Annotated in this window: 30 protein-coding genes; 15 read left to right on the forward strand and 15 right to left on the reverse strand. The window is 64.5% G+C overall.

Going from position 1 to position 26098, the window contains the following annotated elements; genetic code table 11:
* Nucleotides 1-8: 8 nt before the first annotated feature.
* A complete protein-coding gene (gene pdxA, locus KLP42_RS00990; protein ID WP_215563969.1) occupies nt 9-1022 on the forward strand; it encodes a 4-hydroxythreonine-4-phosphate dehydrogenase PdxA in 1014 nt (337 codons plus the stop codon).
* Nucleotides 1022-1849: a 16S rRNA (adenine(1518)-N(6)/adenine(1519)-N(6))-dimethyltransferase RsmA gene (gene rsmA / locus KLP42_RS00995; protein WP_215563971.1), complete on the forward strand. Its 828-nt coding sequence runs from the start codon at nt 1022-1024 to the stop codon at nt 1847-1849. The genes pdxA and rsmA overlap by 1 nt, the downstream gene beginning before the upstream one ends.
* A gap of 81 nt (nt 1850-1930) precedes the next feature.
* On the opposite strand, the gene gmk is transcribed toward rsmA, so the two are convergent.
* The 7 genes from gmk to fabD form a co-directional block, all read right to left on the reverse strand.
* A complete protein-coding gene (gmk, locus tag KLP42_RS01000; RefSeq protein WP_215563973.1) occupies nt 1931-2605 on the reverse strand; it encodes a guanylate kinase in 675 nt (224 codons plus the stop codon).
* A gap of 3 nt (nt 2606-2608) precedes the next feature.
* Nucleotides 2609-3496, reverse strand: coding sequence for a YicC/YloC family endoribonuclease (locus KLP42_RS01005; protein WP_215563975.1), 888 nt, complete (start codon nt 3494-3496; stop codon nt 2609-2611).
* A gap of 45 nt (nt 3497-3541) precedes the next feature.
* Entirely contained in the window at nt 3542-4753 is a 1212-nt protein-coding gene (mltG, locus tag KLP42_RS01010; RefSeq protein WP_215563977.1) for an endolytic transglycosylase MltG, read from the reverse strand.
* Nucleotides 4754-4865: 112 nt separating this feature from the next.
* A complete protein-coding gene (gene fabF, locus KLP42_RS01015; protein ID WP_215563980.1) occupies nt 4866-6128 on the reverse strand; it encodes a beta-ketoacyl-ACP synthase II in 1263 nt (420 codons plus the stop codon).
* A gap of 114 nt (nt 6129-6242) precedes the next feature.
* Nucleotides 6243-6479: an acyl carrier protein gene (locus tag KLP42_RS01020; RefSeq protein WP_003502080.1), complete on the reverse strand. Its 237-nt coding sequence runs from the start codon at nt 6477-6479 to the stop codon at nt 6243-6245.
* A 284-nt stretch (nt 6480-6763) separates the two neighbouring features.
* A complete protein-coding gene (gene fabG, locus KLP42_RS01025) occupies nt 6764-7501 on the reverse strand; it encodes a 3-oxoacyl-[acyl-carrier-protein] reductase (protein WP_215563982.1) in 738 nt (245 codons plus the stop codon).
* Nucleotides 7502-7518: 17 nt separating this feature from the next.
* The gene (fabD, locus tag KLP42_RS01030; RefSeq protein WP_215563984.1) at nt 7519-8463 is read right to left on the reverse strand and encodes an ACP S-malonyltransferase; all 945 of its coding nucleotides are present in this window, start codon (nt 8461-8463) and stop codon (nt 7519-7521) included.
* 265 nt (nt 8464-8728) lie between these two features.
* On the opposite strand from fabD, the gene KLP42_RS01035 reads away from it, so the two are divergent.
* From KLP42_RS01035 to KLP42_RS01045, 3 genes are all read left to right on the forward strand, one after another.
* Nucleotides 8729-9772: an aldo/keto reductase gene (locus KLP42_RS01035; protein WP_215563986.1), complete on the forward strand. Its 1044-nt coding sequence runs from the start codon at nt 8729-8731 to the stop codon at nt 9770-9772.
* Nucleotides 9773-9913: 141 nt separating this feature from the next.
* On the forward strand, nt 9914-10852 hold the full coding sequence (locus KLP42_RS01040) for a calcium/sodium antiporter (RefSeq protein ID WP_353844779.1): 939 nt from the start codon (nt 9914-9916) through the stop codon (nt 10850-10852).
* Between the two features lie 189 nt (nt 10853-11041).
* Nucleotides 11042-11944, forward strand: a complete 903-nt coding sequence (locus tag KLP42_RS01045; protein ID WP_215563988.1) for an RTX toxin — start codon at nt 11042-11044, stop codon at nt 11942-11944.
* 45 nt (nt 11945-11989) lie between these two features.
* Here the strand turns inward: KLP42_RS01045 and KLP42_RS01050 are convergent, their stop codons facing one another.
* A complete protein-coding gene (locus tag KLP42_RS01050) occupies nt 11990-12127 on the reverse strand; it encodes a hypothetical protein (RefSeq protein ID WP_215563990.1) in 138 nt (45 codons plus the stop codon).
* A gap of 459 nt (nt 12128-12586) precedes the next feature.
* Here KLP42_RS01050 and rpsF point away from each other — a divergent pair, with 459 nt between their 5' ends.
* The 4 genes from rpsF to rplI all read left to right on the forward strand — a co-directional run bounded on the left by rpsF (nt 12587) and on the right by rplI (nt 15060).
* On the forward strand, nt 12587-13060 hold the full coding sequence (gene rpsF / locus KLP42_RS01055; protein ID WP_215563992.1) for a 30S ribosomal protein S6: 474 nt from the start codon (nt 12587-12589) through the stop codon (nt 13058-13060).
* A 26-nt stretch (nt 13061-13086) separates the two neighbouring features.
* Complete coding sequence (gene rpsR, locus KLP42_RS01060; protein WP_143125589.1) at nt 13087-13335, forward strand: 30S ribosomal protein S18; 249 nt, start codon at nt 13087-13089, stop codon at nt 13333-13335.
* Between the two features lie 228 nt (nt 13336-13563).
* The gene (locus tag KLP42_RS01065; RefSeq protein ID WP_215564791.1) at nt 13564-14466 is read left to right on the forward strand and encodes a DUF2232 domain-containing protein; all 903 of its coding nucleotides are present in this window, start codon (nt 13564-13566) and stop codon (nt 14464-14466) included.
* Nucleotides 14467-14484: 18 nt separating this feature from the next.
* Nucleotides 14485-15060, forward strand: a complete 576-nt coding sequence (gene rplI, locus KLP42_RS01070; RefSeq protein WP_215563994.1) for a 50S ribosomal protein L9 — start codon at nt 14485-14487, stop codon at nt 15058-15060.
* Between the two features lie 82 nt (nt 15061-15142).
* Here the strand turns inward: rplI and KLP42_RS01075 are convergent, their stop codons facing one another.
* Genes KLP42_RS01075 through KLP42_RS01085 form a run of 3 tightly spaced genes read right to left on the reverse strand, consistent with a single transcriptional unit; the run spans nt 15143 to nt 18406 of the window.
* Nucleotides 15143-16198: an HlyD family secretion protein gene (locus KLP42_RS01075; RefSeq protein ID WP_215563996.1), complete on the reverse strand. Its 1056-nt coding sequence runs from the start codon at nt 16196-16198 to the stop codon at nt 15143-15145.
* 4 nt (nt 16199-16202) lie between these two features.
* On the reverse strand, nt 16203-17954 hold the full coding sequence (locus KLP42_RS01080; protein WP_215563998.1) for an efflux MFS transporter permease: 1752 nt from the start codon (nt 17952-17954) through the stop codon (nt 16203-16205).
* Nucleotides 17951-18406 (reverse strand): MarR family winged helix-turn-helix transcriptional regulator, encoded by a 456-nt coding sequence (locus KLP42_RS01085; protein ID WP_215564001.1) that lies wholly within the window; start codon nt 18404-18406, stop codon nt 17951-17953. The genes KLP42_RS01080 and KLP42_RS01085 overlap by 4 nt, the downstream gene beginning before the upstream one ends.
* Nucleotides 18407-18757: 351 nt before the next feature.
* Between KLP42_RS01085 and KLP42_RS01090 the strand changes: the two genes are divergently transcribed.
* On the forward strand, nt 18758-20254 hold the full coding sequence (locus KLP42_RS01090; RefSeq protein WP_215564003.1) for a replicative DNA helicase: 1497 nt from the start codon (nt 18758-18760) through the stop codon (nt 20252-20254).
* A gap of 75 nt (nt 20255-20329) precedes the next feature.
* Complete coding sequence (locus KLP42_RS01095) at nt 20330-20665, forward strand: MazG nucleotide pyrophosphohydrolase domain-containing protein (RefSeq protein WP_215564005.1); 336 nt, start codon at nt 20330-20332, stop codon at nt 20663-20665.
* Here KLP42_RS01095 and KLP42_RS01100 read toward each other — a convergent pair.
* Nucleotides 20662-21060: a rhodanese-like domain-containing protein gene (locus KLP42_RS01100; RefSeq protein WP_215564007.1), complete on the reverse strand. Its 399-nt coding sequence runs from the start codon at nt 21058-21060 to the stop codon at nt 20662-20664. The two genes, KLP42_RS01095 and KLP42_RS01100, sit on opposite strands and share 4 nt — an antisense overlap.
* A 100-nt stretch (nt 21061-21160) precedes the next feature.
* On the opposite strand from KLP42_RS01100, the gene ftrA reads away from it, so the two are divergent.
* On the forward strand, nt 21161-22147 hold the full coding sequence (gene ftrA / locus KLP42_RS01105) for a transcriptional regulator FtrA (protein WP_215564009.1): 987 nt from the start codon (nt 21161-21163) through the stop codon (nt 22145-22147).
* A gap of 5 nt (nt 22148-22152) precedes the next feature.
* Here ftrA and KLP42_RS01110 read toward each other — a convergent pair whose 3' ends face one another.
* The 3 genes from KLP42_RS01110 to KLP42_RS01120 all read right to left on the reverse strand — a co-directional run bounded on the left by KLP42_RS01110 (nt 22153) and on the right by KLP42_RS01120 (nt 24074).
* Entirely contained in the window at nt 22153-22455 is a 303-nt protein-coding gene (locus KLP42_RS01110) for an AzlD family protein (RefSeq protein ID WP_215564011.1), read from the reverse strand.
* On the reverse strand, nt 22452-23153 hold the full coding sequence (locus KLP42_RS01115) for an AzlC family ABC transporter permease (protein ID WP_215564013.1): 702 nt from the start codon (nt 23151-23153) through the stop codon (nt 22452-22454). Before KLP42_RS01115 ends, KLP42_RS01110 begins: the two co-directional genes overlap by 4 nt.
* A gap of 63 nt (nt 23154-23216) precedes the next feature.
* Nucleotides 23217-24074, reverse strand: coding sequence for an AraC family transcriptional regulator (locus tag KLP42_RS01120; RefSeq protein WP_215564015.1), 858 nt, complete (start codon nt 24072-24074; stop codon nt 23217-23219).
* Nucleotides 24075-24300: 226 nt separating this feature from the next.
* Here KLP42_RS01120 and alr point away from each other — a divergent pair, with 226 nt between their 5' ends.
* From alr to KLP42_RS01135, 3 genes are all read left to right on the forward strand, one after another.
* Entirely contained in the window at nt 24301-25470 is a 1170-nt protein-coding gene (alr, locus tag KLP42_RS01125; RefSeq protein WP_215564017.1) for an alanine racemase, read from the forward strand.
* Between the two features lie 64 nt (nt 25471-25534).
* Nucleotides 25535-25792, forward strand: coding sequence for a type II toxin-antitoxin system ParD family antitoxin (locus tag KLP42_RS01130; protein ID WP_215564019.1), 258 nt, complete (start codon nt 25535-25537; stop codon nt 25790-25792).
* A gap of 47 nt (nt 25793-25839) precedes the next feature.
* Nucleotides 25840-26091, forward strand: coding sequence for a type II toxin-antitoxin system RelE/ParE family toxin (locus KLP42_RS01135; protein ID WP_353844796.1), 252 nt, complete (start codon nt 25840-25842; stop codon nt 26089-26091).
* The last annotated feature ends 7 nt before the right edge of the window (nt 26092-26098 follow it).

The following is a 26098-nucleotide window of genomic DNA, read 5'->3' on the forward strand; positions in this document are numbered from 1 at the left end:
GCCCGGCGATGCGTCCGCTTGCGCTGACCCAGGGAGATCCGGCAGGCATCGGTCCCGATATCACCATCGCTGCCTGGCAGCAGCGAAAGGTCCATGACCTTCGCCCCTTCCTCTATGTGGGTGACCGTGAGGCGCTTCTGGCACGCGCAAACCTCCTCGGGCTGACGATTCCGGTGGAAGCAGCCGATGCCGCCTCGGCGGCCGGTCTCTTCGACCGTGCCCTTCCCGTTCTTGACGTGCCGGTCGGCCACGCGATCGAAGCCGGCCGCCCGCATGTCGCCGCGGCCAGGAGCACGATCACCGCGATTGAAACCGCCGTCGCGCTCTGCCTCGGCGGCGAGGCCGCGGCGGTCGTCACCAATCCGATCGCGAAATCCGTCCTCTACGAGGCAGGCTTCGGCTTTCCGGGCCATACCGAATTCCTCGCGGATCTCGCCACCAGGGCAACGCAGGAGCCCTGCACGCCGGTGATGATGCTGGCCGGGCCGAAACTGCGTTCGATCCCGGTGACCATCCACATCCCGCTGAAGGACGTTCCCGCGGCGCTGACACGCGAGGCAATCCTTGAGACCTGCCGGATTGCCGACCGGGACCTGCGCACCCGCTTCGGCATTGCGCAGCCGCGTCTGGCCGTTGCCGGCCTCAACCCGCATGCAGGCGAGGACGGTGCCATGGGTATCGAGGACCGCGACATCATCGAGCCGGCGGTTGCGACGCTGCGCAAGGACGGCATCAATGCCTTCGGTCCCCTGCCGGCCGACACCATGTTCCACGACGAGGCCCGAAGCCGCTACGACGTGGCGGTCTGCATGTATCACGATCAGGCGCTGATCCCGGCCAAGGCGCTGGGTTTTGACGATTCGGTCAACGTGACGCTCGGCCTGCCCTTCATCCGCACCTCGCCGGACCATGGCACGGCCTTCGGCCTCGCCGGCAAGGGCATTGCCCGCGAAACAAGCCTGCTGGCGGCCCTGAAGCTTGCCGCAACCCTGGCCGCCAAGACAGAAGAAACCCGCAGCTGATGGCAACCCTGGACGGACTTCCGCCGCTTCGCGATGTGATCGCGCGCCACGGCCTCGATGCGCGCAAGGCGCTCGGCCAGAACTTCCTGCTCGACCTGAATCTGACCCAGAAGATTGCCCGCACCGCCGGGCCGCTGGAGGACTGCACGGTCTTCGAGGTAGGCCCCGGCCCCGGCGGGCTGACGCGCGCCATTCTCTCGCTCGGGGCAAGGAAGGTGATCGCGGTGGAACGCGATGCCCGCTGCCTGCCGGCACTGGCGGAAGTGGCAGAGCATTATCCGGGCCGCCTGGAGGTGATCGAGGGCGATGCGCTGAAGACCGATTTCGAGGCGCTGGCGCCTGAAGGACCGGTCTGCATCATCGCCAACCTGCCCTACAATGTCGGGACGCAGCTGCTGGTGAACTGGCTTTTGCCGCGGCAGTGGCCACCGTTCTGGCAGTCGCTGACGCTGATGTTCCAGAAGGAAGTCGGCCAGCGGATCGTGGCGAAGGAAGACGACAACCATTACGGCCGGCTCGGCGTGCTGTGCGGCTGGCGCACCCGGGCGCGGATGGCCTTCGACGTGCCGCCGCAGGCCTTCACGCCGCCGCCGAAGGTCACCTCCAGTGTCGTGCACCTCGTGCCGCGCGAAACGCCCCTGCCCTGCGATGTGGAGAAACTGGAGCGTGTGACGCAGGCCGCCTTCGGCCAGCGCCGCAAGATGCTGCGCCAGAGCCTGAAGCCGCTCGGTGGCGAAGCCCTGCTGGCGCGTGCCGGCATCGATCCGGCCCGGCGGGCCGAGACACTGTCGGTCGATGAATTCGTGGCAATCGCCAACCTTTTGTGAAGGCCAGCCTTTTGCCAACCGCCGGTTTTGCGAACCGCCGGGCGGCGGTTCATCACGGCCTTGTTCTGTCGGACAGCGGCCTCAGCGGCCGGAAAGATCGGGCTCTTCCTGCAGCAGGCTGCCGACAAAATCGAACAGGCCATAGCGCCGGTCGCGGCGAATGCGCTCGGCATTGACGATGCAGCTGACATGGCCGAAGGCTTCGTCGAGGTCATCGTTGACGATGACATAATCATATTCGCGCCAGTGCTCGATCTCGGCCCGGGAATTCAGCAGGCGCGTGCGGATCACCTCCTCGGTATCCTCGGCGCGGCGATGCAGGCGAGACTGCAGCTCCGTCATGGTGGGCGGCAGCACGAAGATGGAAACGACGTCGGCGCTCATCTTCTCCTGCAGCTGGCGCGCGCCCTGCCAATCGATGTCGAACAGCATGTCGCGGCCTTCCGCCATGGCCTGTTCCACCGGTTCGCGCGGGGTGCCGTAGAAATTGCCGTGCACCTCTGCCCATTCCAGCAGATCGCCCGCATCGCGCATCTTCTCGAACTGCTGCACGCTGATGAAGTGATAGTGCTTGCCGGCAATCTCGCTCGCCCGCTTCGGCCGCGTGGTGACGCTGACGGAGATCTCCAGGCTGCGATCGGTGTCGAGCAGGTTGCGGGCAATGGTCGACTTGCCCGCCCCGGAGGGAGAGGACAGGACCAGCATCAGGCCCCGACGGGCGATCTTGGTGGCGGACGAAGACGGCGCCGGGCTCATGCACTACTCCAGGTTCTGGATCTGCTCGCGAAACTGATCAATCACGACCTTCAGCTCTATACCAGCCGCCGTTACCTGAGCGGAATTGGATTTGGAACAGATCGTGTTGGACTCGCGATTAAATTCCTGTGCAAGAAAGTCAAGCCGGCGGCCGATCGGCCCGCCCTTGGCCAGAAGCTCGTCAGCCGCCGCCACATGCGCCTTCAGTCGGTCGATCTCCTCGCGCAGGTCAGACTTGGTGGCGAGCAGGGCCACTTCCGCATAGAGGCGGTCCCGGTCCAGCGTGCTAGCGCCTTCCATCAGCGTCTGAACCTGTGCTGCAAGCCGACGGGCGATCTCCTCCGGCGAGCGTGAGGGATCCTGCTCCACCAGCGCCGCAAGCCGTTCGATGGTTCGCACCTGCTCCGAAAGCACCGCGGCCAGTGCCTGTCCCTCGCCGGTTCGCATGGCGATCAGATCATCCAGCGCCGCATCGAGGCCAGCCAGGATCGCGGCATCGCGCTCGGCGGCCGCTTCCGGCCCCTCCTCCACCTCGCGCACATCGACGAGACCGCGAATGGCAAGCAGGCTGTCGAGCTTCAGCGGCGCGGGATCGATGTGCGGCCCCAGCTGCTGGCGCAGCGCCAGGATGGCCTGCAGCGCATCATGGTTGACCACCGCCTCCACCTTTGCCTCCGCCACCGACACCGAAAGCGACAGCTGCACATTGCCGCGGGAAAGCCGGGCACCGGCCAGCCGGCGCACCTCGGTCTCCAGGGGCTCGAAGCCGGGCGGCAGGCGCAGCCGCAGATCAAGGCCCTTGCCGTTGACCGAGCGCAGTTCCCAGGCCCAGCGATGGCGCCCGGTCGTGCCTTCCCTCCGGGCAAAGCCGGTCATGGACTGAATCGTCATGCATCGCATCCTTCACGGCCGGCCGCGCCGGGCGCGGCGGCCCGATTAATTGCTGGCGGGCTTTTCGGCTTCCTTGCCGCCGGGCTGGCCGTCCACCACTTCCTCGTCGGCAGTCTCGGCATTGCCGCGGTCCGCCTCGATCTTGCGCCAGCGGCGCACATTGGCGTTATGCTCGTCCAGCGTCGCCGCAAAGACATGACCGCCGGTCCCGTCCGCCACGAAGTAGAGATCCTTCGTGCGCCAGGGATTGGCAACGGCCTCCAGTGCGGCACGGCCCGGATTGGCGATCGGCGTCGGCGGCAGGCCCTTGATCTGGTAGGTGTTGTAGGGTGTCTGCTTGTCGAGATCGGACTTGTAGATCGGCCGGTCGGCCGGCTTTCCGGCGCCGCCGAACAAACCGTAGATGATCGTCGGATCCGACTGCAGGCGCATGCCCTTGTTCAGCCGGTTGATGAAGACGGAAGCCACATGGGCGCGCTCGTCGTCCTTGCCGGTTTCCTTCTCCACGATGGAGGCGAGGATGACGAATTCTTCCTTCGTCTTGATCGGCAGATCCGGATCGCGCTTCTCCCAGATCTGATCGACCAGCCGCTCCTGCGCCGCCCGCATCTGAGCCAGGATTTCGCTGCGCTTGGTGCCGCGGGAGAACTTGTAGGTATCGGGGCGCAGGCTGCCTTCCGGCGGCTGCTCCTGCGGCAGATCGCCTTCCAGAACCGGATCTCCGGCCAGCCGCGCCATCATCTGCTGCACCGTCAGCCCTTCCGGCATCGAGACGGAATAGAGGATCGATTTGCCCGATTCCAGCAACTCGGCCACATCCTTCATCGAGGCACCGGCCTTGATTTCGTATTCGCCGGCCTTCAGCGTCCGGGTCTTGCCGAGATAGGTATCGGTCACATAGCGAAAGATGCGTGCATCGGAAATGATGCCGTTGCGCTCCAGCGTCTGGGCGATCTCGATCAGCCCCGCGCCTTCGCGGATCACGACATGCGTGTTGGTCTCCAGCGGGCCGGGATTCTGGTAGGTGGTGATGACGTAGTAAAAGCCGGCGACCGCGGCGACACAGGCGAACACGATCATCGTCATCACGAAATTCAGGAAGATGACGATCTGGCTGCGAGCCTTCTTCGAGCGGCGCGGCGGTTCGGGCACGCGCTCGGGCTTCAGGGCCTCGTTGGGCGATTTCGGAATGAAGGGGCCGCTGCCGGTTTCGCTGCGGCCTGAAGACGAATCGCTGCTGTGGTTCGTGTCGGTCACCGGCACTCCTTCTGATACTCTTGCATTGCCTGCCTTTTGGGCAAGCAATGCGGCGAAAACAGGGTTCAGAAGACGACAGCCCGGCCTCAAGCCCGGCAGACCCGTCTGTCGATCAGCCTTCGTAACGGCGCAGCACGAGGGAGGCGTTCGTGCCGCCGAAGCCGAAGGAATTGGAAAGCGCCACGTTGATTTCGCGCTTGCGCGCTACATGCGGCACCAGGTCGATCTTGGTTTCGACGTCCGGATTGTCGAGGTTCAGCGTCGGCGGCGCGATGTTATCGCGGATCGCCAGCGTCGAGAAGATGGCTTCGATCGCCCCGGCCGCCCCCAGCAGATGGCCGACGGCCGACTTGGTGGAAGACATGGAGACCTTCGAGGCCGCATCGCCGACAAGACGCTCGACGGCGCCGAGTTCGATGGTGTCGGCCATGGTCGAGGTGCCATGTGCATTGATGTAATCGATGTCGGAGGGCTTCAGGCCGGCCCGCTTCAGCGCCATCGTCATGCAGCGGAAGGCACCGTCGCCATCCTCGCAGGGTGCGGTGATGTGGAAGGCATCGCCCGACAGACCGTAGCCGATCACCTCGGCATAGATCTTGGCGCCACGCGCCCTGGCATGCTCCAGTTCTTCCAGAACCACGATGCCGGCGCCCTCACCCATGACGAAACCGTCGCGGTCGCGGTCATAGGGGCGCGAGGCCTTCTGCGGATCGTCGTTGTGCTGGGTGGACAGCGCCTTGCAGGCGGCAAAGCCGGCAAGCGAAATGCGGCTGATCGGCGATTCCGCACCGCCGGCCACCATCACGTCCGCATCGCCGAAGGCGATCAGGCGGGCAGCGTCGCCGATGGCATGTGCGCCGGTCGAGCAGGCGGTGACAACCGAATGGTTCGGGCCGCGCAGCTTGTGCTTGATCGATACATGGCCGGAGACCAGGTTGATCAGACGGCCCGGAATGAAGAAGGGCGAAATGCGGCGAGGCCCCTTGTCGCGCAGCGTGTAGCCGGCGTCCACGATGCCTTCGATACCGCCGATGCCGGAGCCGATCAGCACGCCGGTGGCGCACTGGTCCTCATCCGTCTTCGGCTGCCATCCGGCATCCGCCAGCGCCATGTCGGCGGCGGCCACGCCATAGATGATGAATGGATCGACCTTGCGCTGTTCCTTCGGCTCCATCCAGTCGTCGGCGATGAAGGCGCCTTCGGTGCCGGGTTCCGTCGGAATGCGGCAGGCGATCTTGGCCGGCAGGTCTTCGACCTCGAATTCGGTCACGCGACGCGCGGCATTGTGACCGGCCAGCAATCGCGACCAGCTGATGTCCGTCCCGCAGCCCAGAGGAGATACCATACCGGTACCAGTGATAACGACACGCCTCATGCCAGCGTCCCACCCCTGCATGTCTTATGCAATATCACAATACTGAAACGGCCCGAACGTGCCGGGCCGTCGAGGAACCTCATCGCAGGATGGGTTCGCATCTATCGATCGAAATCAGGCCTGGGCCTTCTCGATGAACTTGACGGCGTCGCCGACGGTCAGGATCGAGTCAGCGGCATCATCCGGGATCTCGACGCCGAATTCTTCTTCGAAAGCCATGACGAGTTCGACGGTGTCGAGCGAGTCGGCGCCCAGATCGTCGATGAAGCTCGCGCCTTCGACAACTTTGTCGGCATCGACGCCGAGATGATCAATGACAATTTTCTTTACGCGCTCTGCGATATCGCTCATGTCGGTTTCCTCGACCTTTGTCTTTTCGGACTGCCTCACCGGCATCCGTACCCTGTTGGAACCCTGGCCGCCTTTGTTGAGGCCGGCTCCAGGGCAAACTCGCTCACCCGAGAGAGGACTTCAGGCTTCCATGCAACTACAGACAGCCTGTCAGTTTTCGGGGTGACTGTTCACAGTCATGGCCCGCTTAACACGGTTTCACCGTGTCGCAAAGCCAGAAAATGGCCCGCCGCCCGGCCACCAACAGGCAATGCGCCTGCGGCATGCGGGGCGGCGCAAGCCACTCAGATCATTGCCATGCCGCCGTTGACGTGCAGCGTCTGGCCCGTGACATAACCGGCCTCGTTGGAGGCGAGGTAAAGAACGGCTGCGGCGATGTCGGCACCGGCCCCCATCCGCTTCATCGGAATGGCACCGAGGATGCCTTCCTTCTGCTTGTCGTTCAGCTTGCCGGTCATCGCGCTTTCGATGAAGCCGGGCGCCACGCAGTTGACGGTGACGTTGCGGCTGGCGATTTCCTGGGCAAGCGACTTGGAGAAGCCGATCATGCCGGCCTTGGAAGCGCAGTAGTTGGCCTGGCCCGGATTGCCGGTGACGCCGACCACCGAGGTGATGTTGATGATGCGGCCGAAGCGGCGGCGCATCATCGGATGGGTCAGTTCGCGCGTCAGGCGGAAGGTCGCCGTCAGGTTGACCTCGAGAACCGCGTCCCAGTCCTCGTCGCTCATGCGCACGAAGAGGCCGTCCTTGGTGATGCCGGCATTGTTGACGAGGATGTCGACGCCGCCAAGCTCGGCTTCCGCCTTTTCGCCGAGCGCCTTCACCTGGTCGCGGTCGCCGAGATTGGCGGGGAACACATGGGCGCGCTCGCCGAGTTCGGCGGCCAGCGCCTCCAGCTTCTCGGCGCGCGTGCCGTGCAGGCCGACCGTTGCACCCTGGGCATGCAGCATGCGGGCGATTTCCTCGCCGATGCCGCCGGTTGCGCCGGTTACGAGAGCCTTGCGGCCGGTCAAGTCAAACATGTTTCAATCCTTTGCGTTCAGCCGAGCAGGCTCTTGAGGGCGGCCTCGATGTCGGCCGGGCCATTGACGGCGATACCGTTGACAGACTTGTCGATGCGGCGGGCAAGGCCCGTCAGCACCTTGCCGCTGCCGATTTCATAGAGCGTGGTGACGCCGTTGGCGGCGAACCACTCAACGGTCTCGCGCCAGCGCACCTGGCCGGTCACCTGGGTAACCAGCAGGGTGGCGATCTCCTCCGCATCACGGACCGGAGCGGCGCGCACATTGGCAACGACCGGCACGACCGGATCCCGCTTGGCGACCTTGTCCAGCGCGTGGCGCATGGCATCGGCAGCCGGCGCCATCAGGTCCGAATGGAAGGGCGCGGAGACCGGCAGCATGATGGCGCGCTTGGCGCCCTTTTCCGAGGCGAGCGCCGCAGCCTTTTCCACGGCCGCCTTCGAGCCGGAGATGACGAGCTGGCCACCGCCATTGTCATTGGCAATCTGGCAGACACCGGCGGCCTTCGCCTCGGCGCAGACGGCTTCCACATCGGCATGTTCAAGCCCGATGATCGCGGCCATGGCGCCCTCGCCGACCGGCACGGCCGACTGCATGGCGTCGCCGCGGATGCGCAGCAGGCGGGCGGTATCAGCAATCGTGAAGGTGCCGGCGGCGCAGAGCGCCGAATATTCGCCGAGCGAATGGCCGGCGACATGGGAAACCTTGTCGGCAAGTTTCAGGCCAGCAGCCTCCAGAACCCGCATCACGGCCATCGACACCGCCATCAGCGCCGGCTGGGCATTGGCCGTCAGCGTCAACTGGTCCTCGGGTCCGTTCCACATGATGTCGGAGAGTTTCTGGCCGAGCGCCTCGTCGACCTCCTGGAAGACCGCGCGGGCTTCCGGGAAGGCGTCTGCGAGATCCTTGCCCATGCCGACGACCTGGCTGCCCTGGCCGGGAAATGTGAATGCGATGCTCATTGGGTCGAAATCCTTCCCTTTTTTGCCTTTCCATTCACATTCTGTCCGGCCAAGTCAAGGCCGCGCGGCCCGCCCGGACCTGACAAAGGGACTTGCAGGCCCTTCGTGAACAGGCTTTTTGCCGCCGATGGCCCACCCCGGGCGCCCGCGAAAAAGCCGGCGGGTTTTCCTTGCGTTGCAGCAAATCCGGCTTACATTCGCTGCGCCTTCCTGCACCTTCGTGCCAGACACCCTGCCATAAACCCTGAGAAACGGGAACGATCCCATGAAATACAAGACGCTCGGCCGAACCGATATCAGCGTGTCCGAAATCTGCCTCGGCACGATGACCTGGGGCTCGCAGAACACCGAGGCCGAAGCCTTCGAGCAGATGGATTACGCGCTCGATCACGGCGTGAACTTCTTCGATACGGCAGAACTCTATCCCACCACGCCGCTCTCGCCCGAGACCTATGCCGATACCGAGCGGCTGATCGGCAACTGGTTCGAAAAGACGGGCAAGCGCGACAAGGTTGTGCTGGCCACCAAGGTGGCCGGTGCCGGCCGTCCCTATATCCGCGGGGGCGCCCCCATCACCGCCGCCGCCATCCGCGAGGCGGTGGATGCGAGCCTTTCGCGCCTGAAGACCGATTACATCGATCTCTACCAGATCCACTGGCCCAATCGCGGCCATTTCCACTTCCGCGGCGCCTGGGGCTACAACCCGTTCAAGCAGGACAAGGCCCGGACGATTGCGGAAATCACCGAGAAGCTGGAAGCGCTCGGCGACTGCGTGAAAGCCGGCAAGATCCGCGCCATCGGCCTGTCGAACGAGACGACCTGGGGCACGCAGAAATTCCTCACGATCGCCGAACAGCTCGGCCTGCCGCGCGTCGCGACCGTCCAGAACGAGTACAGCCTGCTTTACCGCCACTTCGATCTCGACATGGCGGAACTGTCGCATCACGAGGATGTCGGCCTGCTCGCCTACTCGCCGCTCGCCGGCGGCATCCTGTCGGGCAAGTATCTCGATGGCGTGAAGCCGGCCGGCTCGCGCGGTTCGATCAACGGTGACATTGGCGGGCGACTCGTGCCGCAACAGGAACCGGCGACGCGCGCCTATGTGGAGCTTGCCCGCGCCCACGGGCTCGATCCCTCGCAGATGGCGCTCGCCTTCTGCCTCACCCGCCCGTTCATGGCCGCCGCCATCATCGGCGCCACCTCCATGGGCCAGCTGAAGCTCAACATCGGTTCGGCCGACGTGACGCTGTCGGATGAGGTGATGACGGCGATTGCCGCCATTCACCGGATGTATCCGGCGCCGATCTGAGGCATCACCGTCGTCGCCTGCCGGGCTCGGCCATGCCCGGCAGGCTTCCTTTCACGAAAATGTGAGCCGATTGTCTGCTTTAAACGGCAGACACTGATCGCCACCTGCGGCGCGGTTTTGGCGGCGTGAAGGGGGAAGACTGTGCTGATCGATGGCGCCCTGGTGGCGATCGGACTTGTGGGCCTGTATTTCGGGGCGGAATGGCTGCTGGGAGGCGCTGTCGGACTTGCCAGGCGCCTGCGGATTCCAACGCTCCTCGTCTCGCTCGTCATTGTCGGCTTCGGCACCTCCATGCCGGAACTCCTTGTCTCCGTGCGTGCTGCAGTCTCCGGCTCGTCGGCAATCGCGCTCGGCAATGTCGTCGGCTCCAACACGGCCAATATCCTGCTGATCGTCAGCGCCTGCGCGCTGATCTTCCCGATTTCCACCTGGGACAAGAGCGTTCGCCGCGACACCTTCGTGATGATCGCTGCTGCCGTCCTCCTCCTCGTCCTCGCCCAGTTCGGCAACATCGGCCGGCTTGCAGGGCTGGTGATGGTGCTGCTGCTGTTCGCCTATCTCGTCTTCGCCTATCGACAGGGCCAGACTGTTGCCGCCGAACTCGACGACGAAACGATCGGACGGGGACAGATGGGCGGCGGCCGCATGGCGCTGCTCATCCTCGGCGGACTTGCCACCCTGTTTGTCGGGGCAGAATGCCTCGTGCGCGGCGCCACCAGCCTTGCCCGTGATTTCGGCGTCTCCGAAGCGGTGATCGGCCTCACCGTGGTGGCCGTCGGCACCTCGCTGCCGGAACTGGCAACCGGCATCATGTCGGCGCTGAAGCGGCATTCCGACATCATCATCGGCAATATCGTCGGCTCCAACATCTTCAACATCCTGTTCATCCTCGGCGTGACCGCGATGATCCAGCCGATCGCCGCCGAACCGCGCTTTGCCACCTTCGACATACCGGTGATGCTGGCGGTGACGCTGGGCTTCTCGGCACTCCTGCTGACGCATGTCGGTGTGCGCCGGCTGGTCGCAGCGCTGATGCTGCTCGTCTATGCCGGCTACACCGTGGCACTCGTCCAGCTCTGATCCATCGCCACCGGCAGACCGGGCAGCCCCCGCCCTTCACCGGTTGCTAACCGCGTCGGCAAATGTCGCTCGCCATCCGCATCGCCTGCGCCTTAATCCATTCCATACGGATCTGGGTGCAGGATGTTTCCCGGGCGGAGATGCGTCCGTCCCGGCGTGGCAGGGCCCGCAAGGCAAGGCAGGGGTGGCATGACGGCGATCAGCAGCTTCTTTTCCAGTCCCGCGGCGGCCGGCAGCGTCGAGCTTCTGTTTGCGACACCGCGCACGGAGGGCAGCGGCGCAACGCGCAGCCAGGCGCTGTCAACGACGGCCGGTGCGTCCTATTCCTCCGGTCCCTCTGCCAGCCAGCGCGCCCTTGCCCGCATCGTCGAAATTCTGACGCTCGGCGCGGGCGACAACGGCAGCGACACCACCGCCAGGGCCAGCATGAGCGAACAGCTCGGCTACATCACCTCCGGACGCGGCACGGCAGGCGCAGACAGCCTGACGGCCACGGGCCGGGCAATCTACGATCTCGATGCCGGTGATGGAGCCGACACGCTGATCCTGAAGAGCGCCCGCATCTCCGGCATCAGCGCCGGCAACGGCGATGACAGCGTGAAGGGCGCCGGCGCCTTCATCGGCACCATCGACGGCGGCGACGGCCGGGACGATATCCAGCTGAAGGCCTCGCTCGCGCTCGACATCCGGGGCGGCACCGGCGACGACAGCCTGAAAGTGTCTGCCGATGCCATCCTTGGCCTCGATGGCGGTGAAGGCAATGACAGCCTGACGCTGGAGGGCAACCGCATCTTCGCAACCGGCGGCGCCGGCAACGATACCGTCCGCATCACCACCACAGGCCCGGATGCCCTGGTGGAATATGGCTTCAGCCGCGGCGGCGGCGAGGATACGCTTTCCAGCGACGGGCCGCTGTCTCTGGACCTGGGCGGATTGAGCGAGGCGGATCTTGCCGTAACGATCACTGGCAATACGCTGACGGCGTCCATCTCCGGCTCCGACGACAAGATCTCCGTTACCATCGACGAGACTTCGTCGCCCACCTACAGCTTCACCGTCAGGGACGGCCAGACGATGCTGAAGATCGGCTGAGGCATCGACACACGATACTTCATCCGTTTTGCCGCTGATCCGGCGTCAGACCGCCTGATGCCGGTTCATCTTCCGGCGGGCGCCCTCCTCCAGCCAGAGCCCATGGACCTTCGCCCAGCCGGGGATCTCATCGCCCTCGAAACCAAAGGCATAACCGGTGCCGATCGACGGGAATGCGGCCATGAGATTTCCGTCCGCCGCCTGCGCCTGCCGCATCGGGACGCGAGCATGCCAGAAGACGCCGGGCAGGCTCCAGATCGAATGGGGTGCAAACCCCGTGACGGACCGGTAGTGCATGACCGCTCAATGATGTGTCAGGGACTACGAATCACCCCCACCCACTGGTTTGCGGGACCGGCAGCGCATCACGAGAAAATGCCGGTGCGCCCTTGCATTCGTGCGAATTCTGCGTATAAGCGCGCTGTTCGAAATGCCCGGTCTTCTGGCTGGTGGCTGAACGGAGGGCCGGTTCCGCAAATGGAGCCGCAGGAACCACAAGGGTTCCGGCCTCCCGTGTCTCCGCTCTCGACCGTCTCGATCGTAACGCTTTTCTTGCCGGGGCAAAAACCCCTTCCAAGACCAGTCGTTGAGGCTTAGCCGCCGATTACCGGGCCAAGACAACCGCAAGAAAGGCAAGCTGTAATGGCTCTTTATGAACATGTATTCCTTGCCCGGCAGGATATGTCCGCTCAGCAGGTTGATGCCCTCGTCGAACAGTACAAGGGTGTCATCGAAGCAAATGGCGGCAAGGTCGGGCGCATCGAAAACTGGGGCCTCAAGTCCCTGACGTACCGCATCAAGAAGAACCGCAAGGCTCACTACGCGCTCATGGACATCGACGCACCGGCCGCTGCCGTGCACGAGATGGAGCGCCAGATGCGCATCAACGAAGACGTTCTTCGCTACATGACGATCGCCGTCGAGAAGCACGAAGAAGGCGCGTCTGCCATGATGCAGAAGCGCGACCGCGACGACCGTCCGCGCCGTGACGGCGACGACCGCGGCCCGCGCCGTGACTTCGGCGATCGTGGTCCGCGTCCGGACCGTGGCCCGCGCGAAGACCGCGGCCCGCGTGAAGGCGGCTTCGAGCGTCGTCCGCGCGAAGATCGTGCATAATCCGAGAGCTTCAAGGAGAATTACCCATGGCTGACGCATCTTCTGCTCCGGCACGCCGTCCGTTCCACCGCCGTCGCAAGACCTGCCCCTTCTCGGGCGCAAACGCACCGAAGATCGACTACAAGGACGTTCGTCTCCTGCAGCGCTACATTTCCGAGCGCGGCAAGATCGTTCCGTCCCGCATCACGGCCGTTTCCCAGAAGAAGCAGCGCGAACTGGCCCAGGCCATCAAGCGCGCCCGCTTCCTCGGCCTGCTGCCCTACGTCGTATCCTGATCGACCGCTTGCCGCCGGCGCCCGTGCGCCGGCGGCATTCTCCCTTCCGCGATGGGCGCGGATCGGATCCCTTTCGAAACCCCATGTTGGGGATGAAGCGCCTCTGACCGATGCGTCGGGCTTCTCCCCTAACTGCTGGAACAGGCAGGACAGCGAGACGTGTACGGATTGAACCAGACAGTGCTCACGACCGGCATTCTTGCCGGCATTGCCGCAACGCTGCTCGTGATGGGCGCGAATGCGCAGCCCTCGTTTGCGTCCGTGCTCTATGCGTCTTCCGCCCTTCCCGTGCTGGTCGCCGGCCTTGGCTGGGGCAATCGCACCGCCACGGTTGCCATCGTCACCGCCGCCGTGCTGGGTGCCATCCTGGTCTCGCCGATGTTCGCGCTGGCCATGGCGATCTTCACGCTGATCCCGGCCGGCTGGCTGTCACATCTGGCCAATCTGGCACGCCCGGCCTCCGAACTCGGCGGGCCGGACAACCTGATGGCCTGGTATCCGATCTCCGACATCCTGCTGCACCTGTGCGGTCTGGTCACGCTCGCCGTCGTCATTCTCGGCGCGGTGATCGGCTACGGGCCGGAGCTGACGAATGCCATGGTCGATGCCATGGTGGACACCTTCAACCGGCAGAACCCGGCCATGGTGCCGGATGCAAGTGCCCTTGCCCAGACCAAGTCCATGATCGTGCTGATGCTGCCGATGATCCAGGGCGGGCTGTGGGTGATGCTTCTGTTTGCCGCCTTCTATTTCGCCGTGCGCATCGTCTCGCGCAGCGGCCGGGCGCTGCGTCCGCGCGAGGACATGCCGTCGGCGCTGCGCATGAACCGCAATGCGATCTTCATCTTCCTGTGCGGCATCGTGCTGACCTTCCTCGGCGGCGTTCCGGCCATGATCGGCGCCACGCTCTGCGGCACCTTCGGCGCGGGCTTCCTGATGGCCGGCTTTGCCGCCCTGCATTTCCGCCTGCGCGACAAGGACTGGCGCCTGCCGGGCCTCGTGCTGGTCTACCTCTCCACGGTGATGATCCTGCCGGCGATTGCCGTCCTCATCATCGGGCTCACCGACACACGCCGGACGATCGCCCTGACGCCCGCGCGCGACACCAATTCCACCGACTCCAAGACATGATCTGAAAGGACAGGACCCATGCAAGTCATTCTTCTCGAACGCATCGCCAAGCTCGGCCAGATGGGCGAAACCGTCAAGGTTCGCGACGGCTACGCCCGCAACTTCCTGCTGCCGCAGGGCAAGGCACTGCGCGCCAACGAAGCCAACAAGAAGCGTTTCGAATCCGAGCGTGCAACGCTCGAAGCCCGCAACCTGGAGCGCAAGTCGGAAGCCCAGAAGGTTGCCGAAGCGCTCGAAGGCAAGTCCTTCATCGTGGTTCGCGCTGCCGGCGAAACCGGCCAGCTGTACGGCTCGGTTGCCGCCCGCGACATCATGGAGGTTCTGGCAGCAGAAGGCTTCAACATTGCCCGCAATCAGGTTGATCTGAACAACCCGATCAAGTCGATCGGCCTGCACAAGGTGACGCTGCACCTGCATGCAGAAGTCGAAATCGAAGTGGAAATGAACGTCGCCCGCTCCGCCGAAGAAGCCGAACGCCAGGCCAAGGGTGAGAACCTCAACTCCGTCGATGCCATCTACGGCGTGGACGAAGACGCCCTGCGTCCGGAAGACTTCTTCAACCCGGAAGCCGACGACGAAGGCGACGACGCCTGATTGCATCGGCCCATCGCGGCATGAAAAGAGCCCCGGATCGAAGGATCCGGGGCTTCTTTTTTGGGGCATCCCCCGGCGCCTGTCAGCCGAGGCTGCGCGGCGTATCCGTCTTGTCGACGCGCACCACCACCGAAAGACCGGGCTGCAATTGCCGGGCGGCGTCCTGCCGGTCATCGAAGCGGATGCGCACGCCGACGCGCTGGGCGATCTTGACGAAGTTGCCGGTGGCATTGTCCGAGCGGATGACGGCGAATTCGGACGCAGCCGCCGGTGCGAAGCGCTCGATATAACCCGTGAGGGTCCGGTGTCCGAGCGCGTCGACGGTGATCGTCACCGGCTGGCCCACCTGCATGCCCTGCAGCTGGGTTTCCTTGAAGCTGGCAATCACCCAGACATCGTCCGGCACCACGGCCATCAGCTGGGTGCCGGCCGTCACATACTGGCCGACCCGGGCGCCGACCTCCCCGACATGACCGTCGCGCGGGGCGTGGATCTCTGTGTTTTGGAGATCGATGCGGGCAAGCTCGACGGCGGCCTCGGCGCTGGCGACGGCCGCTTCCAGCGAGCCGCGATTGACGATGATCGTCTGCAACTGCTGGCGCGACACTTCCAGCGCGGCCTCGGCCTGCTGCCGGGCGGCGCGGGCCTTTTCAAGATTGGCCTCGGCCTCCTCCTCTCCGCTTGCGGTGCCGACACCGCTTCTCGACAGGTTCTGCTGGCGCTCCTCGGCAAGGCGGGCCTGGGTCAGAGCGGCCTCGGCGCTGGCCACGGCAGCCTGGCTGGAAAGGATGTTGGCCTTGGCGGACACCTCCTGCTGGTGGGAGTTGGCAAGCGCGGCCTTCTGGCTGTCCAGAGTTGCCTCAGCCTGCTCCAGCTTCTGCCGGTAGATGCGGTCGTCGATCCGCACCACCACGTCGCCGGCCCTCACCTGCTGGTAGTCCCGCACCGGCACGTCGACCACATAACCGCTGACCTGCGGGCTGAGGGTGGTGACATAGCCGCGCACATAGGCATTGTCGGTCATTTCGATGCTGCTGGTGAAGGGCGGCAGGCGCCAGGCATAGAGTACGAGGCTAAGGCCGACGAGACCGGCCAGCAGCAGCAGGAGGGTTGCGGGGGAAAAGATACGCTTCAACATGATGTCAGACCTGGTGGGAGGAGGCTGCCTCTTCGCCGGCAGGCCGGCGTGCGGACCAGGCGCGCAGCCGATCCGAGGCGAGATGGAGGAGAAGGCTGATGAGGGCGAGCGTGGCCGCCACGCCGATCAGCAGGAACGTGTCGTTGTAGGCCAGCATGTAGGCCTCGCGGGAGACCTGCTGGGCAAGCAGCGCCAGGCCTTCCGCATTCAGCAGCACCTTGTCGGTGATCACCCTGGCGTAGCCGCCAGCCAGTTGCGAAACGCGCAGCGCCACATCCGGGTCGGTCAGGCGGATGTTTTCCGTGAGGATGCTGGAATGGAACTTCTCCCGGATCGTCACGAAGGTGCCGAGCAGGCCGGTGGCGATCACCGATCCGCTGATCTGGGTGAACAGGAAGATTGCGATGAAATTGACCAGATAGGGCGGTCCCTTCTGGATGGCGGCGGCAAAGCCGCGCGACATGACCGGCGGCAGGAAGAGCGCCGCCCCGAAGGCAATCATCGACTGGCTGAGATAGAACTGCTCGGGCCGGCTGAGATTGCTTGACTGGCTGTCGAGAAAGGCACCGAGCGCGATGAGGCCGAGGGCGAGGACATGCGCGGTTCCCGGGAGGTTGCGCATCATGAAGACGGCGCAGGCCGCTCCCCCCAGCACGGAAGCCAGCAGGATCAGCGAGAACAGCGTCGTCATCTGGTCGTTCTGGATGCCGAGCTGCTGCAGGAAGCCGACCATGGTGCTGGACTGCTCGGCCGTCAGCGTCCGGAAGACGATCAGAACGCCGGCAAGGTGCAGGTTCTGGCGCGAGAAGATCCAGCGCAGGTCCAGCAGCGGGTTTTGCCGGCGCAGTTCGATCATGCCGAAGATCGTCAGCGCAACGATCGAAAAGGCCAGCAGGAGCCCGAGCCACGGCGCCTCGAACCACCAGTAGAACCGGCCGAGCGTGAAGAACACGGCAAGCGCGCCGAGCCCGCCGGCGAGCAGCAGGTAGGTGAAGATATCCAGCCGCTCGATGGCCTTTACCCGCGGCGGCACAGTCAGCGGCAGCGCATAGATGACCGGCAGCGCGATCAGCGCCAGACCGAGTTCCATCGTGTAGAGCGCCTGGTAGCCGTCGAGACCGAGAAGGTCCGGCGAGATGATGCGCGCCACCGGGGCAGCCAGCAGCGTGCCCGTCAGCGCGATGCACAGACCGACCGTGAGCTTCCGCTGCGGCGGAAAGGCCTCCAGGATGTAGAGGAAGCCGAGCGAGGACAGGGGCGCCGCCGCCATGCCGCTGAGGAAGCGCACGACGAGCGCCGAATGAAAATCCGTGACGAAGAGATTGAGACAGGAGGCGAGCACGAAGACGCCGATGCTGAGCTCGGCAAAGGGACGCAGGCCATATTGCATGCGGATCTTGAACAGGGCGAGCGACAGGCTGGCATAAGGCGCCATATAGGCGGCAGACAGGGCAGCCACCTCCGCCACCGTGGCGGAAAACGTGCCCTGCAGCTGGTAGAGATTGGCCGACACGATGTTCATGCCAAGCCCCTGGGTCATGAACATCAACAGACCGGAGGCGATATAGGCGAGCGTCAGCCACAGCGGGCGCTCTTCAAGCGGCACCGGCCGGGCGGGGAAGATGCCGACGCGCGGCGCCTCGACAGCCGCATCCGCCGCAGCGGCGGAAGCCGGTCCCGCATCCTGCGGCCCTGCCGGTTGACGGCGCTGCTCTTCCTCGGCCGCAAGGCGGCTGGCGGTAATGGCTGTTGTCATGACGTCTGCTCCTCGGCGCTGGAAACGGCGAGGTTGCGGTTGAGTTGCAGGAGAACGCGCAGCGCGACTTCCAGATCCTGCTCCGGAATGCCATCCACCAGCCGGTTGCGCAGGTCGCGGGCCAGCATCTGCACCTGCTGCCCCACCGTCTCGCCTTCCGGCGTCACATGGATTTCCTTGACGCGACGATCCCCGCCGCCGGCCCGGCGTTCGATTAGGTTCTGCTTCTCCATGCCGTCCAGAAGGCGCACCAACGTGGGCGTCTCGATCTCCAGTTCCTGGGCGAGATCCTTCTGGCTGAGGCTGCCGCGGCGGCTGAGCGCGAAAAGCGCCCGCGCCCGCGCCAGCGTCAGCCCGGTTTCACGGGCGCGCAGATCGAACAGGGCGCGCAGCCGCCTGTTGAAGGCGGACATCTCGTCAAAAAGGCGTTCATTCAGGCTGGGGCGGGACATTGATAATATCACCTGATAATTAGTGTGCTAATCATTCAATCGCTATCTAAGCCAGGCGAAGGCCATGCTCAAGAGCATAACTCTCAATTCAGCCATGCAAATTTAGCAAATGACAGGTCAGGTGCCATCGCAGGCGGTCGCTCCCCCCCGCACAGACGGTATAATGAGGCCCGCTCGCACCTGATTCGGCGCACATCACAGTCAACGGTTTTCTGGCAAGCTGCCCGCTTTTCTCGATGAGGTCCGTCAGGGCCTGTGAATCGATGTGGGTTGGCAGCCGCCGTTTGTGATCGGCGCGCCGGTCCGGTAGAGTGTGACACCACCAGACATGAGAATGATTGGATCGATACGATGAACGAAGCCGCGCGCAAACTTGCGCCCGCTCTCTCCAATGAACCGCATTACCGCGAGGCCCCGAACAATATCGAGGCCGAGCAGGCTCTTCTGGGCGCGATCCTCGTCAACAACGATGCCTATTACCGGGTTTCGGACTTCCTGAAGCCGGTGCATTTCCACGAACCGCTGCACAAGAAGATCTTCGAGGTGGCGGGCGACATCATCCGCATGGGCAAGATTGCCCATCCGGTGACGATCAAGACCTTCCTGCCCGCCGATACCAAGGTGGGAGAGCTGACGCTGGCGCAGTATCTCGGACGCCTGGCCGGCGAAGCCGTGACGATCATCAACGCGGAAGACTATGGCCGCGCCATCTACGATCTGGCGCTGCGCCGCGCCCTGATCACCATCGGCGAGGACATGGTCAACATCGCCTATGACGCGCCGCTCGACATGCCGCCGCAGGCGCAGATCGAGGACACCGAGCGCCGGCTGTTCGAACTGGCCGAAACCGGGCGCTACGATGGCGGCTTCCAGTCCTTCTCCGATGCCGTGGCACAGGCGATCGACATGGCGGGCGCCGCCTTCGAACGCGACGGCCACCTCTCCGGCATTTCGACCGGCATCATGTCGCTCGATGCCAAGATGGGCGGGTTGCAGCGCTCCGACTTGATCGTGCTCGCCGGCCGCCCGGGTATGGGTAAGACTTCGCTCGCCACCAACATCGCCTACAACATTGCGGCTGCCTATGAGCCGGAAGTGCTGCCGGACGGCTCCTTCAAGGCCAAGAATGGCGGCGTCGTCGGCTTCTACTCGCTCGAAATGTCGTCCGAACAGCTGGCGACCCGTATCATCTCCGAGCAGACCGAAGTCTCGTCGTCAAAGATCCGCCGCGGCGACATCACCGAGGCCGATTTCGAAAAGCTCGTCGCCTGCAGCCAGATGATGCAGAAGGTGCCGCTGTTCATCGACCAGACCGGTGGTATCTCGATTGCGCAGCTGTCGGCGCGCGCACGGCGCCTGAAGCGCCAGCGGGGGCTCGATGTGCTGGTGGTGGACTATATCCAGCTGATGACCGGCTCCGGAAAATCCGGCGAGAACCGCGTGCAGGAAGTCACCCAGATCACCACGGGCCTGAAGGCGCTGGGCAAGGAACTGAACGTTCCGATCATCGCGCTCTCGCAGCTCTCCCGTCAGGTGGAAAACCGCGAGGACAAGCGTCCGCAGCTTTCCGACCTTCGCGAATCCGGCTCGATCGAACAGGACGCCGACGTGGTGCTCTTCGTGTTCCGCGAGGAATACTATGTGAAGAACATGGAACCCCGCGACCCGAACGATCCGAAATATCCGGAATGGGAAGCGCATATGGACAAGGTGAAGGGCACGGCCGACGTGATCATCGCCAAGCAGCGTCACGGACCGACCGGCACCGTGAAACTCGCCTTCCAGTCGGAATTCACCCGTTTTGCGGATCTGGCCGACCCGAGTTTTACGCAGTACGAGGAGCATTGATCTCCTCCATGCGCCGGAGCCGTTGCCTCACGCAGCGGCTCCAGGCTGGCTTGTCAGCAAGAAAGCCCCCCTGCCATGGATGAATTGCCTGCACGCGCAAGCCTCGACCAACTCCAGACCTATGTGGCGACCCTGGAGATCGAACGAGGCTTTTCCCATCAGTCGTCGCTTGAGAAATGCCTCCTCCTGGGAGAGGAGATCGGAGAACTGTTCAAGGCGGTTCGCAAACAATCCGGCATGCCCATTGAAGCCGGAACCGGGGCCCTGCCGGTTGCCGATGAGCTCGCCGATATCCTCATCTACCTGTGCGCCATCGCCAATCGGCACGGCATTTCGCTTGAAGAGGCTCTCCGCGTCAAAGAGGAGCGCAATCGCGCACGGGTCTGGCAGGCGGCAGGTACCGGGACTTAAGGCTCTCCCGCGGCAAGCGCAAACCCCTCGTCCAGCCAGCCGGTGATGCCACCGGCCATCAGCTTGACCGGAAGCCCGAGTTCCGCAAGACGAAGAGCACCGCGTGCCGCCCCGTTGCAATGGGGGCCGGCGCAGTAGGTCACGAACAGCGTGCCTTCGGGCCAGGCCGACATGCGGTGCGCGGTGATCTTGCCATGCGGCAGGCTGATCGCCCCCGGCACGTGACCGGCGGCATAATTAGCGGGGCTGCGCACATCGAGCAGCACGAAATCCGCGCCCTTGGCGAGCGCATCATGCACATCCCAGCAATCGGTCTCGAAGGTGAAGCTTGCAGCAAAATAGGCGCGGGCATCCGCACTCGGGGCGGCGGCAATGGCGGTCACGGCACTGGTCATCGATCAATCTCCAGGGATCACAGCGGCTTTCGGATAGAGCGAAATTCGGCCAATCTGCCGTGCTTGCCAATTGGCAGCTTTGACAATATGCGTAGATATCATGCCAAACACGCACATCCCTCTCACTGGCCCGCTGGTCGTTGCGCTTGTCTATGACGGGCTTTGCACCTTCGAATTCGGCATTGCCTCGGAAGTCTTCGGGCTGAGCCGACCCGAAATGGGACCGGGCTGGTATCGCTTCGCCAGCGCCGCCATCGAGAGCGGCCCGTTGCGGGCGCAGGGCGGCCTGACGGTGATGGCCGATGGCGGCGTCGATCTGATCGATCAGGCGGACATGATCGTGGTGCCCGGCTGGCGCGGCATCGACGAACCGGTGCCGGAGGCGCTGTGCGATCGCCTGCGTTTCGCCCATTCCCGAGGTGCGAGGCTCGTTTCGCTCTGCTCCGGCGCCGTCGTTCTGGTTGAAACGGGGTTGCTGGATGGGGCTGTGGCCACCACCCACTGGCGTTATGCAGACCGTCTGCGGCAAAGGCGACCACAGGTGCAGGTCGACGAGGCCTCGCTTTATCGCAGCCATGACCGTATCTTGACCGCCGCCGGCAGCGCGGCCGGCATCGATCTCCTGATCGAGATCGTCCGGCAGGATTTCGGCGCCGCGGCCGCCAATTCGGTGGCACGGCGCATCGTCATGCCCGCCCATCGCAACGGTGGGCAGGCGCAGTTCCTCGAACGCCCTGTCGCGCTGCGGCCCGGCAGCGAGATCGCCCCGCTTCTTGACCGGATCAGGACCGATCTGGCCGGCGACTGGACGATTGCCCGCATGGCCAGCACCTGCCGGATGAGCGAACGCACCTTCATCCGCCGTTTTTTCGAAGCGACCGGCCTCTCCCCCGGCGACTGGCTGGCCACGGAACGGATGGAGCGGGCAAAACACCTGCTGTGCGAGCGGAACACGGCGATGGAAGACATTGCACGTGCCGTCGGCTTCGGCTCCGCCCATGCGCTGCGCCATCATTTCCGCAAACGGCTCGGTGTCAGCCCGACGGTCTTTCGCACCCGCTTCATGCCGGTGGAGAGCAGGGACTGAAGACGTCAGAGCCCTGCGGCGCGCAGCACGGCCACCGTCAAAACACCGCCACCCGCGGCCGGCAGAAGCGGCAGGCGCAGCGCTGCAAGCGCCGTGACGAGGCAGGCCATGGTTTCCGCGGGACCGGTCGCGATGGCAGTGGGGGTGACGACCGCCATCAGCACGGCGGGCGGCACCGCCGTCAGCGCCCTTTCGACACGCGGCGTCAGAACAAAGCGACTGACGAGCAGCGCGCCGATCAGGCGGGTGAAGACGGTGGCTGCCATCATGGCAAGGATGGCGGCAAGCGTTGCCGGATCGAGCGTCATGCCGCGACCTCCTGCCGGACCGGCGCGACGAGTGCCGCGGCAAGCCCCGCCAGCGCACCGGCGGCGATGTACCAGGCGCCGGGAACAAGGCTGTGCACCGAGAGTGACGCAACCGCGCTGGCGGCGAGGATAAGGCCGGTTTCCCGTCCCTTCCAGAAGCCCATCAGCAGCACGATGAAGACGGCCGGAAAGGCAAAATCGAGCCCGTAGACCGCAACATCGCCGAGAAGCGCGCCAAACAGCGAACCGCCAAGGCTCGCCAGCACCCAGCCGCAATAAAAAGGCAGCGCCAGACCGAGATAAAAGGCCGGCGTCAGCGGCTTTTGGCGCGCGCGCGCTTCGGCCAGCGCCCAGTTCTCGTCCGCCATCACCAGAAGCGTCGCCAGTTTCTGCCAGGGCCGGAACAGGCCAAGGCTGCGCGCCAGCGAGGCGCCCATCAGGATATGCCGCAGGTTGACGAGCAGGGCGGCAAGGCCAAGCGCGCTCCAGGAGGCGGGATGGGTCCACAGGTCCATGGCGACGAATTGCGAGCCGCCGGCAAAGACCAGCGCGCTCATCAACACGGTTTCGAGCGGCGACAGCCCGTTGCCGGCCGCCACCGTGCCGAAGACAAAGCCGATCGGCAAAGCTGCCAGCACAAGGGGAATAATCGTGCGCGTCCCCTCAAGCAGTTCGCGCCTCACAGTGTCTGATTTCATGAATGCCTCCTGTTGCCGGAGGCTATATCCCTGCCCGTGCCTTCCGGTCTTGAAGGAAAGTGATCAGGCGGCGCGGAAGACGGCAGGCGTCAGCCCCGTGCGCGCCTTGAAATGCCGTGTCAGATGCGCCTGATCGGCAAAACCGCACGCGGCGGCCGTATCGGATGGGGTCGCACCCGCGCGCAGCAGGCGCCGGGCATGGCGGATGCGCAGATCCGTCTGGTAGGCGTGCGGCGTGATGAAATAATGTTTGCGGAAGGCGCGGATCATGTGGGCGCGGCTGAGGCCCGCCACCTTCGCCAGCGCCTGAAGGCCGATCTCCTCATCGAAATGGCTGGCGATATAGTCCTTCACCCGGCGCATGGCGAGCGGCTCCTGGTAATCGGGCGCGCGGATGATCTCGCTGCCGTGGCGGGCAAACATGGTGGCGAGCACGCCGTACATGGCCTCCTCGCCCTCCAGCGCCGTGCCCTCCTCGATCGCACGATGCGCCCGGTTGAAGGCGGCAGCCAGTGGCCGGTCGGTCAGCAACTGCCGGGCAAAACTCGGAGAGCCATGGAAGACGCGCCCCGTCATGTCCTCTATGATATCGGTCAGCACGCCCATGTCGGGATAGATCATCCGGTAACGATACCCCTCCGGCGCGCCGGGCTGGCCGTCATGCACTTCACCCGGATTGATGAGGTAGAGCGCGCCGGGGCCGGTATGCTCGCGCTCGCCGCGGATCATCGCCACCTGGCAGCCGTTCTCGATCGCGCCGATCGAAAACGTGTCGTGCGAATGCGGGGAAAATTCGTGCGTGATGAAGGAGGCCGTCAGGCATTCCATGTCGTGGAAACGCCTGTCGCGCCAGAAACGGGTCTTTTCCGTCATCGAAACAGGCGTCGCCTCGGCGGCCTGCTGCTGCGATACATTGTGCATGCACCAAGCTTAATACGCCCCGGCGCCGTCGTCTTGAACAAAAGTGATCGCCGCCGTTCTGCCTCCTCGCCTGAGGCACCGGGCAAGGGATGCGGCGCGCCTGTGCGAAGAATTCACCGGATCATCATTTTCGCGCCGGATAAAAATCGATAGGGTCCGCCCGGTGGGTTCATCGGCTCCTGGCGCTGATTCCGGCCCCGCCCATCAAGGACGAAGGAATAGTGTGATGACAGACGGACGCGACGACCTGCCGGATACAGATCCCTTCGAAGCGGCCCCGCTCCGTCTCACCGTCAATCTGGAGGCGCTGGCGGAGAACTGGCGCGACTTGGCACGCCGCTCCGGCCGGGCACGCACCGGTGCCGTGGTGAAGGCCGATGCCTATGGGCTCGGCATCGAGGATTGCGGGCTGACGCTCTACGAGGCGGGCGCGCGGGATTTCTTCGTGGCCGCCGCCAGCGAAGGCGAGACGCTGCGCGCCTATGCGCCGGAAGCGCGGATCTTCGTGCTGTCCGGCATCTGGCTGGGCCAGGAAGCGACCTTCTTCGACAGCGATCTGGTTCCCGTTCTGGCCTCCGAGGAACAGCTGGCCTTCTGGATGTCGGTTCTTTCCGAGCGAGGCCCCTACCCTTGCGCGCTGCAGGTCGATACCGGCTTCAACCGGCTGGGGCTCTCCGTCGACGAGGCGCTGGCGCTGGCAGGCGATGTCTCACGCCCGACGAGCTTCGAACCGGTTCTCATCCTTTCCCATCTGCACAGCGGCGACGCACCGGACGCCGACGGCAACCGCCAGCAGCTCGCCCTCTTTCGCCAGGTGAGCGCTGCCTATGACGGGACGGAAGCGAGCCTCTCGGCCTCGGCCGGCATTTTCCTCGGACCGGACTATCACTTCGACCTGACACGGCCGGGCATTGCCCTTTACGGCGGGCAGGCAGCCCTGGGCATGGACAATCCGATGCGTCCGGTGGCTACCGCCGAAGCACGCATCGTGCAGATCCGCGAGGCAAGGGCGGGCGAGACCGTCAGCTATGGCGGAACGCACCGCCTCGCCCGCGACAGCCGGCTGGCCATTGCCGCGGTCGGCTATGCCGATGGCTACCTGCGCAATCTTTCGGGCAGCGGGGTGCCCCTGCGTTCCGCGGTGCCGGCCGGTGCCTTCGGCTTCCTTGCCGGGCAGCGCGTGCCCGTCATCGGCCGCATCACCATGGACCTCACCATTTTCGACGTGACGGACCTGCCGCCTAATGCAATCCATGCCGGGGATTACATCGAACTGTTCGGGCCGAACATGGCACTTGACACGGTGGCCGCGGCTGCCGGCACGATCGGCTACGAACTCCTGACCAGCCTCGGGCTTCGCTACGAGCGACGCTGCCTCGGCGAAGGCGAGATCTGAGCCTTTTCTTCCCCTCTGGTCAGGGCGCACAGGCTGCGTTATAAGAGAACAAAAGGAGATCGAAATGACCGAGATCCACCTGACCGAAGAAGAACAGGCCTTCATCGACGCGAAGCTGCGCAGCGGTGTCTACCGAAGCGCCGAGGACGTGGTGCGGGCGGGGCTACGGTTGCTGGGTCGTGACGATGAGCAGGTTCGGCGAGCTATCGATGCCGCGGATGCCCAGATCGCGGCTGGTGAGATCCTGCCGTTCCAAAGCGCTGATGTCGTCGCCGATTCGATCATCGAACGGGGGATGCGCCGATTAAACCGAAAAAGCTGATCTACACGCGGCTTGCGGATCAGGACCTTGTCGACATCTTTGTCCACATTGGTGAAAGTGACATCATCGCAGCAAGCCGTTTTGTGCGCCAATTGACCAGCAAGATCGAATGGACAGCCGCGAGCGGCTTTCCCGGTGTTCCACGCGATGACCTGCGCAGCGGCTTGAAGGCGCTGCCATTTCACAGACGCTGCATTTACTTCCGCGCGACTGCGACGGAGGTGATCATCCTGCGCGTTTTACACGGCCACCAGAACCTCCCGGCCGACCTCTTTTCCGAAGAACAACAAGAAGACTGATCTTTCG

It is taken from the genome of Rhizobium sp. CSW-27 (assembly GCF_018760785.1).
Lineage (GTDB): Bacteria > Pseudomonadota > Alphaproteobacteria > Rhizobiales > Rhizobiaceae > Neorhizobium.